Genomic DNA, 14,236 nt, shown 5'->3' on the forward strand with positions numbered 1-14,236 from the left:
TTTCATCACCTGAAAATATTATAGGTTGAATTCTGTAAAATATAAAACCTGTAATTGTAAATTTTTATAGTTTTTTATAGATTCTTATTTACTGTTATTTCCTCCCTAGTAAGGCTATCCTTAATTTTACCAGAACATACGTAAATGTAAAAAAGACAACCTATTAGATTGTCTCCCGTTCCTCTATCACTCACAAGCCTCTTTAGAAGGTCTATATAACGATTCCACGAGTCGATCATACTCACTACGTGTAATCTCTTTATTATACAGCTTCAATAATAAATCTCTATGCTCTTTTGAAAATGCCATCTTTTTAATGACTTCAGGATACATAAAACATCCTCTCCATTTCACATAAACTTCTTCACTTCAAAACAGAACTTATGTTCGCATAAAAGATTATAAAATATTCCCGCTAAAAAAACAAACAAAACATGAGAAACTACATATTTCTTTTTATTCAAAATATTACAACATTATATTATCATATTCACTTTTTAAATACATATATATTTTTGGTAGTTTTTTTGAATAAATCTTCCAATTCAATCAGAAAATAATGGCAAAAAGAAGAGGAGTCTACATATGGATACGGTAACATTAGCAAGAGCATTTTTCGGTTCTTCACTAGCATTCCACATTATCTTCGCAACACTTGGTGTCGGACTTTCATTAATGATTTTTATAAGTGAAATACTCTATCACTGGAAGAAAGATTCCGACTACGCCATTATGGCGAAAAGATGGACAAAGGCCTTTGCCATCCTTCTCGGTGTAGCAATTCCAACGGGAACAATCGTTGGTGTGCAAATCTCACTGCTTTGGCCTGGTTTTGCCAAAATTGTTGGGCAGGTTATTTCTGTGCCCTTTCAAATTGAGATTTTCGCCTTCTTTTTAGAGGCTTTGTTCATGTCCATTTATGTATATGCAGCTGACAAACTACCTCCATTCATGAGATTAATCTCGCTATTCTTCGTCATGATTGGTGCCACGGCATCTGCCGTGCTTATTACATCGGCAAATACATGGATGAATACACCCGCGGGCTTTTCAATGGGGCCAGATGGATCCGTTTTTAACGTTGATCCGTGGAAAGCTTTCTTTAATCCGAGTTTTGGCACGAGCGCATTCCACGTTGTGATTACAGCCTACGCAACTGGAGCTGCCGTCATTGCCTCTATCGCCGGATTTAAATTATTAAAGAAGAATGTAAGTGAACGTGAAGTGGCATATCATAAAAAAGGACTACTGTTAGGACTCGTCGTGACATTTATTACAGGCGCTACGATGTGGCTTTCGGGACACGAATCGGCAATTGCTTTACATAAGCATTCCCCTGAAAAACTGGCATCTGCTGAAGCTTTATTTGAAACGACATCACATGCACCGTTATCAATTGGCGGCGTTGTAGATCCTAACACACTTGAACTAAACTACGCACTAGAAATTCCGAACATGCTTAGCCTACTAGTAGGACTAGACCCTAGCACTGTCGTAAAAGGACTAAAGGAATTTCCACAAGAAACATGGCCACCATTTTACACGCATACACTGTTCAATTTAATGGTCGGCACTGCTGCCTTTACCTTTGCAGTTGCAGCAATTGCCCTCTTATATTGGTACTTTGTTTACCGAAAAAAAGGAACAGAGCTACCGAAGTGGCTTCTTTGGGGAGCTGCCGCATGTGGACCAGTTATGATGCTCGGCATTGAATTTGGGTGGATTTTCAGCTGTAGCGGTCGTCAGCCATGGACCATTTACGGTATGCAACGTACAGTCGACGCTTCTACACGCGCTGATTTTGTCGGTCCTTTATTTATTCTATTCATCATTTTATATATTGGACTCGGTATTTTAACAGTTTTCGTATTACGGACATTCTTTAAGAAACATCCGCTTACAAATGATTTACATCACGAAGGAGGCGATTCTCGTGCATGAGGAAAGTATTGCAATCATCATCTTATGGGCTCTTATTTTCGTATACAGTATATTAGGGTCCATCGATTTTGGAGCAGGTTTTTGGGGCATGGTATACGCAAAACATCCAACGCTCGCTGCCAAACTTGCCAACCGATACTTATCACCGACTTGGGAAGTAACAAATACATTTCTCGTCTTTGTCGTTGTCGCTTTTCTCGGTTTCTTTCCGAAAGCCGCTTTCACCCTTGCGACAGTCATGTTCGTACCAGTTATGTTAATTTTAATACTCATTGCAATTCGCAGTACATTCATGGTATTTGCTTACTCTTTGCCAAAATATCAGTACCTCCTTCGGGTTATTTCAGGTATTACTGGGCTCTTAATTCCAGCCTTATTAATTACCGTTTTACCTGTTACAGAAGGGGCTTATATTACAATGTCTGAAGGAAAAGAAGTACTCCTGTATGGAAAACTTCTTTCTAGCCCGGTGATCTACTGTTATATGCTCTTTGGGCTAACTTCAGAATTATTTCTTTCCTCCCTCTTTCTTGCTGATTTTGCGAGAGAGCAAGGTTCAGAAGATTCGTATAGAATTTATAGAAGAAACGCCATCATCCTTGGTCCTGCAACACTCGTTACGGCGATTATCGCCCTCGTTGTAATGGATCCGGAAACACACTGGCTTATGCAAGGGCTCATAAAGCAATTCCCGTGGTTTACAGTTTCTATCGTTTTATTCGTTATCGGGTACTCTTCTCTTTGGTGGACAAACAAGAAGTATGGCACACTAGGATACCCTCGCATTGCCGTTTTAGCAGTCGTCGCTCAATATGCATTTGCAAGTTATGCTTACGGCGTTGCGCATTTACCGTATATTATTTATCCTGATGTAACTGTATTTACAAGCTTTACAACGGTCGAAACATTCTATGCATTGCTTATTCTATATGCAATTGGGATTGCAATTTTATTACCAGGATTTATTTTCTTCTGGAATTTATTCTTGAAGGATCGAACTTTTTTGAAGGAAAAATAATATTGTAGGGCCTGTTCCAAAAGGTATTTTGGGATGGGCTCCTTTTGTCATGTTTTGTCGATAAGTCGATATAATTTAAAAATCGCTGATATATTTTGAGTTGCGCCGATATATTTTGAGTTGCGCTGATATATTTCAATAATCGCTGATATATCTCCATAATCACCTATGTAAATTTCATTTACTATCTTACTGCCCCATTAATTTCTAGACTCCTCTCACAATAGTTATTTCACTAAGAAAGATACTTGTCCCATAACTTGAAAAACACATATTCATTGCACTCCGTTATACGTCTAGTTCTTCTTATTTTTTGCTGAATATACTACCAATACAAACCTTGAGACAAGCTACATTGCTTTAAGGAAAAGTAGAAAGGTAGGTAAAATATGAGTATTGAAATATGGATTACTATTATTGTATTTTTCTTAACGATGATCGTTATCTTTTGGCGGCCTCGCGGTTTAAATGAGGCGTGGCCAGCAGCAATTGGCGCTGGCATTATCTTGATTACTGGACTTGTATCAAAACCAGACGTCATGGACATTATTAGTAAAATTGGCGGTGCCTCCATAACAATATTAGCAACTATCGTTATGGCGGTTATATTAGAAAGCTTCGGTTTCTTCCACTGGTCCGCAGCGAAACTTGCAAACTTAGCAAAAGGCTCCGGTCGCCGCTTATACTGGTATATTCAATTATTATGTTTTCTTATGACTCTTTTATTTAATAACGATGGTAGTATTTTAATTACAACGCCAATTTTAATTCTTCTCCTAAAAAATCTTCAATTAAAACCGCATCAACAAATTCCTTATTTATTAAGCGGTGCTTTAATCGCTACTGCATCTAGCGCACCAATTGGTGTAAGTAATATCGTAAATTTAATTGCATTAAACATCGTCCATATGACTCTTTATATGCATACTGCTATGATGTTTGTACCTGCAACATTAGGACTATTGTTTATGTCATGGCTTATGTATACGGTTTTGAAGAAAAAACTTCCGAAAAAATTGCCTGTTTCTTCATATGATATTGAAGAAATATTCTTCACGAAAAACTTTCATCCGTTAAAAGGAAAAAATTCAGTTGATACCAAGCAAAAACGGACAAGGTTCATGCTAAAAGTATTAGGCTTCGTCTTCCTTATGCGCTGTCTTCTATTCGTTGCATCCTTCTTATCCATCCCAATCGAGATTGTTGCTGTACTCGGTTCACTCGTTCTTCTCATTTGGAGATGGTACTACTTACGAACAAACCCTGTCGACATTTTGAAAAAGACACCGTGGCACATTTTAATTTTTGCTTTCTCTATGTATGTCATTATTTACGGGCTCCACAACGCAGGACTAACAGCAGCGCTTGTCCAATGGCTTGAACCAGTTGTAAATCAGCATCTACTTTATGCTAGCTTTGCAATGGGCGGACTCGTTTCCCTCCTCTCCAACGTCTTCAATAATCACCCTGCACTTATGATTGGTACGATCACATTAACAGAAATGGGACTAGATCCAATTACTTTAAAAACAATCTATCTCGCAAATATCATTGGTAGTGACATCGGTTCACTATTACTACCAATCGGTACGCTAGCTTCCCTCATTTGGATGTATATTTTGAGACAAAACAAAATTAAAGTAAAATGGAAAGACTATTTAAGTGTATCCCTTATCGTCATTCCGCTCACAACAGTCGTCACATTATTCCTGCTATTCTATTGGGTACATCTCTTCTTCGCCTTATAAAGTGAAACTTTAATCAGTGGGGTCTTACTGCCCGCAAATAGCGGGATAAACAACAGAATCCCGCTTTGCTACCGTCTTAGCAAAGCGGGATTCTTCTATATTTAAGTTAGGTACTACAGCGTCGTGATCAATCAAGTAAAGAGGTGTAACGTGTTATTGGTATAAATGACTACCAGTGTCTTTGAATTCTTTCGCTTTCTCTTTCATTCCTTTTTCAATTGCTTCTGTCGTTTCTAAATCATTTTCTTTTGCATATTCACGAATATCATGTGAAATTCTCATACTACAAAACTTCGGTCCACACATGGAACAGAAATGAGCCGTTTTCGCACCTTCTGCTGGCAATGTTTCATCGTGATACTCCATTGCACGTTCAGGATCTAAAGATAAATTAAATTGATCGCGCCAACGGAATTCAAAACGAGCTTTTGAAAGTGCATCATCACGCTGATGAGCCGTTTTGTGCCCCTTCGCCAGATCAGCTGCATGCGCAGCGATTTTGTACGTAATAACACCTTCGCGTACATCATCTTTATTCGGTAAACCTAAATGTTCTTTCGGCGTTACATAACAAAGCATCGCTGTTCCAAACCAGCCAATCATCGCGGCTCCAATTGCGGATGTAATATGGTCATAACCTGGTGCAATATCTGTCGTTAACGGCCCAAGTGTATAGAACGGCGCCCCCTGACAAATATCAAGCTCTTTCTCCATATTCTCTTTAATTAAGTGCATCGGTACATGCCCAGGTCCTTCGATCATCACTTGCACATCATGTTTCCAAGCAATTTTCGTTAATTCACCAAGTGTTTCAAGCTCAGAGAACTGTGCTTCGTCATTTGCATCTGCAATCGAACCTGGACGTAATCCATCTCCAAGAGAGAACGAAACATCATACTGCTTCATAATTTCACAAATCTCTTCAAAATGAGTATATAGGAAGTTTTCTTTATGATGGAATAAACACCACTGCGCCATAATCGAACCACCACGCGAAACGATACCTGTCGTACGCTTTGCAGTAATGGGAATGTAACGAAGTAATACACCAGCGTGAATCGTAAAGTAATCTACGCCTTGCTCCGCTTGCTCAATTAACGTATCACGATACACTTCCCACGTTAAATCTTCTGCAATTCCGTTTACCTTTTCAAGAGCTTGATAGATTGGTACAGTTCCAACTGGTACAGGCGCGTTACGAATAATCCACTCACGCGTCGTATGAATGTTTTTACCTGTAGATAAATCCATAATTGTATCTGCACCCCAGCGAGTAGCCCACGTCATCTTCTCTACTTCTTCTGCAATAGAAGAAGATACAGCAGAGTTTCCGATATTTGCATTAACCTTCACGTGGAAATTACGTCCGATAATCATCGGCTCTGCTTCAGGATGGTTAATATTCGCTGGTAAAATAGCGCGACCTTCCGCAATTTCCTTACGAACAAACTCCGGCTCTACTCCTTCACGAATCGCAACATATTCCATCTCAGACGTAATGATCCCATTACGTGCATAATGCATTTGCGTAACATTTGCACCTTGCTTCGCTCTAAGCGGTTTGCGATCCATCTGCGGGAAAACAGGTGTATGTTTTGAAGCCACCTTCACACCGTCATCCTCTGGTTTCACTTCGCGCCCTTCGTATGCTTCTACATCCCCGCGCTCTAGAATCCAAGAGTGGCGCGGCGCCTGCAACCCCTTTTCTAACTCCACTTTATACTCTGGATCCGTATAAGGACCGCTCGTATCATACACACGAATTGGCGGATTCGGAACGCCGTTTGTATCGCTTTGTTCAATCTCACGCATCGGCACCTTCATACCTTCGCGTGGCCCATCCACATACACTTTCTTACTTCCTGGTAAACTCGATTTCAATTCAATTTGCTCAGCTGAAACAGACTGTTTCATAACCTTTGTTGCCCCCCTGTACGTGACAAGGACGAGATATGGCCAGCGTATGCCAAAATAAAAAGAGCCAGGTCCATAAAAAAATAAGGACCTGGCTCATAAAAGACATCATTATGTAAAGCCGTTAACTTCCCTACGCTGGTACGAGCCAGATCAGGTCCAAAGGGTTAAGAAGTTCACGCGCTTCTCTCTCAGCCTACGCATACGTTAGGCACCCCTAGTTTATCACTGATTTAATTTTCAATACTTTCTCATCATACACGATAATCTGAAAAATGCAAAGTTTATTTCTGTCGCTCTTTACGGAATCATCCAAGTTAAATAATAAGCTTGAACATAAGTCATAATCCCCACAATTATTACGAAGAACAAACTATGCTTTACTGTAAACCGGAATAAATCTGATTCTTTCCCAGCAAGTCCAACTGCTGCACAAGCAATCGCAATCGATTGCGGAGAAATCATTTTTCCAGTTACACCGCCCGTTGTATTTGCTGCAACGAGAAGTACTTCAGATACACCGACTTGCTGCGCTGTAATTGCTTGTAAATTTGAGAATAATGCATTCGCTGACGTATCAGACCCTGTTAAGAATACGCCAATCCATCCTAAGAATGGTGAGAAGAACGGGAATAGTCCGCCAGTTCCTGCTAGTGCTAACGCTAGTGTAGAAGATAGCCCAGAATAGTTTGCGATAAATGCAAATCCTAATACAAATCCAATAGATAAAATTGGCATTTTAAGTTCACTTAAAGTTTCTTTAAATGTTACCACTGCATCTTTTACACTCATTTTCAAAATCAGCATGGAAATGATACAAGCAATTAAAATTGCTGTTCCTGTTGCTGATAATACATCAAACTTCAAAATTGCCTCGTAAGGCGTCGCTGTATTTACAATAGGCTCTGCTTTCATTACTAAATTGTGCAAGCCTGGAACTTCAAACTTAAATACAAGACTTTCTAACGCGCCTCCTGGAGCAAATAATGCTTTAAAGAAACTTTGACTCCAAACGACTACCATAACCGTTAATACGATAAATGGAGACCATGCCTTTACTACTTTTCCCAATGTTAATTTCGGCATCGATGCCGCTGTTGTTGCAGCTACTTCTCTATTTGCTTGCCCAGATTGATAAATTTCTTTCGGTTGCCATACTTTTAAGAACAGCGCTAAACTAACTAAACTCACAAGTGCCGACGTAATATCCGGAAGTTCTGGTCCTAAGAATGTCGCTGTTATGAACTGCGTAATTGCAAATGAGCTACCTGCTACAAGTAAAGCAGGCCACGTTTGTCTTATCCCTTTCACCCCGTCCATTAAAAATACGATAAAGAATGGAACAAATAATGATAAGAACGGTAATTGATGTCCAGCCATTTGTCCAATTTTATGTGGATCAATACCTGTTACTTGTCCGGCAACTGTAATCGGAATACCCATCGCTCCGAACGCTACTGGTGCTGTGTTTGCAATTAAACAAAGACCTGCTGCATATAAAGGATTTAGCCCAAGGCCTGCAAGAAGCGCTGCCGTAATCGCTACTGGTGCACCAAATCCCGCTGCCCCTTCTAAAAATGCGCCGAATGAAAAACCGATTAAAATAACGAGTAAACGATGGTCATTCGTAATAGATAGTACAGATGCACGAATTACATCGAATTGACCTGTTTTCACAGATATTTTATATAAAAATACCGACATAATGATAATCCAAGCAATTGGCCATAATCCATATAAGAAACCATATCCAGTTGCTGCCATCGCCATTGTGAACGGCATCTTATAAGCGAATAAAGCCACTAAAATTGTAAGTACAACTGTAATAAATCCTGCCACATACCCCTTCATGCGGAAAACTGCTAAAGCTAAGAAAAAAAAGATAATCGGAATAAGTGCTACCGCTGCCGAAATCCAAATGTTTCCGAACGGATCATAAACTTGTGTCCATGTGTTCATTGTTCTCTCCCCCTAAAGAATCCCCTTTTAAGTAGAATAACCTCATCAATAGACTATCAGGTCATCATACCTTTCAACCTAAAAATAAAAAACGTTTAAGAAAACGTTTTCAACAACTTTCATTTATACTGTACCATAACAATTTCTATTTAAAAAGATTTTTTTGAAAATTTCATCCGACTTTAATGGGCAGTAAGATCCCACCTCAAAATTCAGCAAAAGCAAAGAGTTTTGGTGAGGGATCAACTGCCCATAAAAGTCCGATTGGTTCAACTAATAATCAGTGGGGGATGAAAAGCCCCCACTGATTAAAGTTTCACTTTATTATTTAACGAAAAAATCTTACAAAATCGTCATGTTCTTGTCATGTTCATCGATAGAAAGCTCGCTACCTTTCCTGCATAATAAAGGTATAACAACGGATATTATTTATGAGGTGATATATATGAACGGAAACAAAATATTAGCAGCTTTATCATACTTTAGTGTATTATTTGCCCCTATCTTATTCCCGATTATTGTGTGGATTGTGGGAGATGTGGAAACGAAACCACATGCAAAACGTGCTCTATGGACACACATTATCCCAAGTATCGCTACATTCATTGGCATGATTATTTTAGGAGTTATGGGGCTTGGATCTGATCAGCCGGATGTAACATTTGGAATTGGTGCAATGATTGTCTTATGTATTTGCGGAATCATTAGCTTATACTACTTCATTTGGAACATCGTGAAAGGTATTAAAGTACTGAAAGCCTAATTTCCTTTTTAAACAAACGTTTGATTAAAAAGAAAAACCGTCCCAAAATACCTTTTTGGGACGGTTTTTTTATCTTCTGCGTTTCTTCTTTTTTCTCATCATTTTCTTACGGCGCGTATTCACTTTATCCGCTATAATGTGAAGCGTGCTTGCCACAACAATTCCCATTACGAACGTTACAATTTCAACCTCATGTTCCTTCGCCATTTCTATTAAATTCCCGTCGAGCGCGATTACATTTAATAGGAATAAAAACGGAGAAAACACAATTAACATGTATGCAATACGAATCACATCACCAAGTATAATTGTGTGTGTAAAGAAGGAGCGATGCGGCATTACCTTCTTATACGGATACCAAAATATACGCAGGAATCCCCATTTATTATACGCATTACTATACGTATCTAAATCCGGTGTTAAAAATGTAGTACCTACTAAAAAGCCAATTGCAAAAGTTAATAAAAAATCAAAATTTGTTAGTCCATACGAAAAGAGCATAAACAAAACAACCGGAAGGGATATTAAGTTTATTTTCGTATGCGTTCTTCCTGATGGCATAATGCACTTCCTCGCTTACGTTCGCCCTGTCACCATGTGACAGTTCTCACCTATTGATCTAATTTCTGATCGATAAAGGATGTGTCTATATCCGAACCAAACCATTCTGCCAACTTCACTCGCGCCTTATCTTTTACATCATCATCGACGTATAGCGACGCTTGTAATAGCGCAGCCATTAACGCCCCTAAATCATCCGTATAACCAATTCCAGCAACGAAATCTGGAATCGCATCAATCGGTGCAATAAAATAAGCAAGTGCTCCAATTACAATAATTTTCACTCGTTTTGGAACATCTGGTTTCTGCAAAACGTAAAACAACAATAAACTTGCATAAATGACTGACTGTCCTGCCTGCTTTGCGACATGTTTTACCTTCTTCCAAAATGCTTCAACTGAAAATTTTTGCTCCATGTAAAAGCCTCCCTATTTTTTAAAAGAAATAAGCTACAATATGTTTTCAGTAAAAGTTCATCAAAATTACACATAATCTATCAATGAACTTTCATTGTAACAAACAAACCCAAAAAGAACAAGTGTTCGTTAATTTTTACATACTTCCCTTCATATAATAGGTTTCTAGATAACCACTTACCCATTGTCATTTCTTATTTCTCAACAAGAGATTTTTCACTTTCACTTAACATTCTGCTCTACCTTTGTTATATTTTCTAGTTGACGGACATATAAACGAATGTTAAAGTTTTCTCTGGTAGTGACAAATCTTATACAAAAAATGTAAAATGTTATAGTGTTTCTCAGAAATGAATTTTGTTGTATAATACAGAAATGACGTTATGCTTATGAGTAACACAAGAAACTAAAAGGGTATGCATAGTTATAGTCGTATATGGGTGAATATAGAACCTCTAATTATGGCCAAGAAAACTATGTATTTTTTATTTTAGCATTTTTCGCTCCAAAATCGACCAAGCCTGATAGAGAAAGGGTGGAAATGAATGAAAGAAACCTTGAAATCACAATTTCAAAATGTGCGTTTCACTGCATTCGTAGCTTTAGCCTTATGGTTGAAGACATATCTTATTACACGCACAAGCTTTGATTTAAAACTTGAATCTTTCATGCAAGAATTCATTTTATTCCTGAGCCCATTAGCAGCATCATTACTGCTTGTTGGTCTTGCATTATTTGCAAAAGGGAAAAAACGTAACTATATAGCACTTGGAATTAATTTTGTCTTAACAATCGTTCTTGTTGGTAACGTAATGTTCTACGGATTCTATAATGACTTCGTTACTTTACCAGTACTAGGACAAACATCTAACTTCGGAAGTTTAGGTTCTAGTGTAAAAGAATTGTTTAACTACAAAATTATCCTTGCATTTGCTGATATTATCGTATTCTTCATTTTATTGAAGAAGATTAAGAATTTTGCACCGACAGAACGTGTAGCACGCCCAATGCGTTCCCTATACTTCGTGTCAACAATTGCTATTTTCTTCGCAAACTTAGGATTGGCAGAAGCTGAGCGTCCAGAACTATTAACACGTTCATTCGACCGCGTTATGCTTGTTAAAAACTTAGGTTTATATGTACACCAAGTATATGATCTTGGCTTACAAGCAAAATCAAGTTCACAAAAAGCATTTGCTGACGGCAGTAAGTTACAGGAAACAGAGAACTACGTAAAAACAACGCAAAGCAAACCAGATCCAAATATGTTTGGTACTGCAAAAGGGAAGAACGTAATCGTTGTCTCTCTTGAGTCATTACAAACATTCTTAATCGGTGCAACAGTTAACGGACAAGAAGTTACACCATTCTTAAACCAATTTACGAAAGAAAGTTATTACTTTGATAACTTCTTCCATCAAACTGGGCAAGGAAAAACATCTGATGCTGAATTCTTAGTAGATACTTCAATGTATCCACTAGACCGTGGTGCTGTATTCTTCACACACGGTAACAACGAATATACAGCAACTCCAGAAATTTTACGTCAGCAAGGATACTACACTGCAGTATTCCACGCAAACAACGCAACATTCTGGAACCGTAACATTATGTATCCGGCACTTGGTTATGATCGTTACTACAACGAGCTTGACTATAAGATTACGCCAGAAACGAAATTAAACTGGGGATTAAAAGATATCGAGTACTTTGATCAATCTATCGATATGTTAAAACAAGTGAAGCAACCGTTCTATACTCGCTTCCTTACTTTAACAAACCATTACCCATTCACTTATGATGACAATACAAAATTAATTGATGAATACAATTCTGGTGATGGCGTATTTGACCGTTACATGGTAACAGCTCGCTACTTAGACGAAGCAATGAAACACTTTATTGAGCGTCTAAAAGCAGAAGGTATTTACGACAACTCAGTTATCGTATTCTACGGTGACCACTACGGTATTTCTGAAAACCATAACCGTGCAATGGCACAGTTCTTAGGAAAAGAAGAAATTACTGCATTTGACCATATGAACTTACAAAAAACACCGATGTTTATTCACGTTCCAGGTCAAAAAGAAGGTAAAACAATTTCAAAACCAACTGGTGAAATTGACATTAAACCAACTATTCTAAACTTACTTGGTGTAGACTCTACGAATGACGTTCGATTCGGTCATGACGTATTCTCACCTGACAATAAAGGGTTCGTTGTTCTTCGTGATGGTAGCTTCGTTACAGATAAGTACATGTACACGAACAGTACATTCTACGACCGTGCTACTGGCGAAGTTGTACAACTACCAAAAGAAGAATCTCAACCACTTATTGATCGTGCCCAAAATGAATTGAGCATGTCTGACAAAATCATTGAGGGTGACTTACTTCGCTTCTCTGAAAGCAACAAGATCAAAACTGGTGAAGTAAAGACAGCTATTAAAGAAGAAAAGAAGAGCGCTGAGTAATCTCAGCCTCTTTTTTTATATTCCTCCATAAAATTACTTATATTCATTAACTTTAACATTACATAACCTTTACCAAATATTCACATAGAATTAATGAAGTATCTCTATAATAAAATATGTAAACGAGGTTCTATATATTTCTTATCTCTCATCTGTAATAAGATCCCTTAAAGAAATATGTGAATCGTTTATTTCTACTTTCTTATAATTGTCTTTCAATATGTTTTGTTTCCATACACAAAACATTCAATAAGACGATGTCCCTATGAAAGATAGCTACCCTCCTTGTGCAGCATTCCATAAGAATGTTGCTTTTTTTTATTTAAAAGCAGGATTCTTATTTCTTATTTTCGAATTTGTATATACGAAATGCTGTAAATCACTACCACTTCTCTACCATTTACAAATACATATACGTCATATGTAAAGAATTACTCACATAAAAATTACTGTAGTGATTTTTATTCCAAATGAATGAAAGCTTCACTTTACTTATGCACTTACGAAAGGATGGGACGAAAATTGGCATATGAAAGATTTGTACTTTGGAATGATGCAGTTATTGATACAACGAAACAAAAAACGTACATAGACCTTGAGGAAAGAGGCTTGCAGTTTGGAGATGGAGTCTACGAGGTTATTCGTCTATATAAAGGGAACTTTCACTTATTAGATCCGCATATCACAAGATTATATCGCTCCATGGAAGAAATAGAATTAACACTCCCTTTCTCAAAAGCGGAACTGATTACCCTACTTTATAAACTAATCGAAAATAATAATTTCCACGAAGATGGAACGATTTATTTGCAAGTATCTCGTGGTGTACAAGCTCGTACCCATACGTTCTCATATGACGTCCCTCCAACAATCTATGCCTATATTACAAAGAAAGAAAGACCAGCGTTATGGATTGAATATGGTGTACGTGCCATATCAGAACCGGATACGCGCTGGCTACGCTGTGATATTAAATCATTAAATTTATTACCGAATATATTAGCTACTACGAAAGCGGAACGAAAAGGTTGTAAAGAGGCCCTTTTCGTACGAAATGGTACTGTAACTGAGGGAAGCCACTCTAACTTCTTTCTAATTAAAAACGGAACTCTTTACACACATCCAGCTAATCACCTTATTTTAAATGGCATTATTCGTCAATATGTCCTTTCTTTAGCGAAAACCCTTCGTATTCCAGTACAAGAAGAGCTTTTCAGCGTTCGTGATGTTTATCAAGCGGATGAATGCTTTTTTACAGGAACGACGATTGAAATTTTGCCGATGACTCATCTTGATGGAACCGCCATCCAAGATGGTCAAGTTGGCCCTATCACTAAAATGCTGCAACGATCATTTTCTCAGAGTTTGTTACAATCCAATATGTCATCTTCTTAAACACGAATAATTTCTATCCTTTCTACATTCAATATATGTATTTAAAT

The 14,236-nt window shown here is 37.9% G+C and carries 11 protein-coding genes and 1 riboswitch; of the genes, 6 read left to right on the forward strand and 5 right to left on the reverse strand.

Features of this window, described 5'->3' with window-relative positions:
* Window positions 1-186: 186 nt before the first annotated feature.
* Window positions 187-333, reverse strand: coding sequence for a hypothetical protein (locus tag PDK19_RS08420; RefSeq protein WP_000283183.1), 147 nt, complete (start codon window positions 331-333; stop codon window positions 187-189).
* A gap of 252 nt (window positions 334-585) precedes the next feature.
* On the opposite strand from PDK19_RS08420, the gene cydA reads away from it, so the two are divergent.
* The 3 genes from cydA to PDK19_RS08435 all read left to right on the forward strand — a co-directional run bounded on the left by cydA (window position 586) and on the right by PDK19_RS08435 (window position 4,707).
* The gene (gene cydA / locus PDK19_RS08425; protein WP_000381964.1) at window positions 586-1,941 is read left to right on the forward strand and encodes a cytochrome ubiquinol oxidase subunit I; all 1,356 of its coding nucleotides are present in this window, start codon (window positions 586-588) and stop codon (window positions 1,939-1,941) included.
* Window positions 1,934-2,959, forward strand: a complete 1,026-nt coding sequence (locus tag PDK19_RS08430) for a cytochrome d ubiquinol oxidase subunit II (RefSeq protein WP_014893410.1) — start codon at window positions 1,934-1,936, stop codon at window positions 2,957-2,959. The genes cydA and PDK19_RS08430 overlap by 8 nt, the downstream gene beginning before the upstream one ends.
* 389 nt (window positions 2,960-3,348) lie before the next feature.
* Entirely contained in the window at window positions 3,349-4,707 is a 1,359-nt protein-coding gene (locus PDK19_RS08435; protein WP_000021131.1) for an arsenic transporter, read from the forward strand.
* 153 nt (window positions 4,708-4,860) lie between these two features.
* On the opposite strand, the gene thiC is transcribed toward PDK19_RS08435, so the two are convergent.
* Both thiC and lldP read right to left on the reverse strand, forming a co-directional pair.
* Window positions 4,861-6,621: a phosphomethylpyrimidine synthase ThiC gene (gene thiC, locus PDK19_RS08440; protein WP_000814473.1), complete on the reverse strand. Its 1,761-nt coding sequence runs from the start codon at window positions 6,619-6,621 to the stop codon at window positions 4,861-4,863.
* Between the two features lie 113 nt (window positions 6,622-6,734).
* A riboswitch (TPP riboswitch) is annotated at window positions 6,735-6,850 on the reverse strand.
* Window positions 6,851-6,921: 71 nt separating this feature from the next.
* Window positions 6,922-8,580, reverse strand: coding sequence for an L-lactate permease (gene lldP / locus PDK19_RS08445; RefSeq protein ID WP_049112456.1), 1,659 nt, complete (start codon window positions 8,578-8,580; stop codon window positions 6,922-6,924).
* 445 nt (window positions 8,581-9,025) lie between these two features.
* Between lldP and PDK19_RS08450 the strand changes: the two genes are divergently transcribed.
* Window positions 9,026-9,343: a DUF4870 domain-containing protein gene (locus PDK19_RS08450; protein WP_014893409.1), complete on the forward strand. Its 318-nt coding sequence runs from the start codon at window positions 9,026-9,028 to the stop codon at window positions 9,341-9,343.
* Between the two features lie 69 nt (window positions 9,344-9,412).
* Here the strand turns inward: PDK19_RS08450 and PDK19_RS08455 are convergent, their stop codons facing one another.
* Both PDK19_RS08455 and PDK19_RS08460 read right to left on the reverse strand, forming a co-directional pair.
* On the reverse strand, window positions 9,413-9,904 hold the full coding sequence (locus PDK19_RS08455) for a metal-binding protein (protein ID WP_001139083.1): 492 nt from the start codon (window positions 9,902-9,904) through the stop codon (window positions 9,413-9,415).
* A gap of 50 nt (window positions 9,905-9,954) precedes the next feature.
* On the reverse strand, window positions 9,955-10,320 hold the full coding sequence (locus PDK19_RS08460; protein WP_000435502.1) for a YkvA family protein: 366 nt from the start codon (window positions 10,318-10,320) through the stop codon (window positions 9,955-9,957).
* 545 nt (window positions 10,321-10,865) lie between these two features.
* Here PDK19_RS08460 and PDK19_RS08465 point away from each other — a divergent pair.
* Both PDK19_RS08465 and PDK19_RS08470 read left to right on the forward strand, forming a co-directional pair.
* A complete protein-coding gene (locus tag PDK19_RS08465) occupies window positions 10,866-12,794 on the forward strand; it encodes an LTA synthase family protein (RefSeq protein ID WP_000665328.1) in 1,929 nt (642 codons plus the stop codon).
* A gap of 510 nt (window positions 12,795-13,304) precedes the next feature.
* Entirely contained in the window at window positions 13,305-14,189 is an 885-nt protein-coding gene (locus PDK19_RS08470; RefSeq protein WP_049112924.1) for a D-amino-acid transaminase, read from the forward strand.
* Window positions 14,190-14,236 lie beyond the last annotated feature (47 nt).

It is taken from the genome of Bacillus cereus group sp. BcHK124, assembly GCF_027712065.1.
In the GTDB taxonomy this organism is placed as follows: domain Bacteria; phylum Bacillota; class Bacilli; order Bacillales; family Bacillaceae_G; genus Bacillus_A; species Bacillus_A pacificus.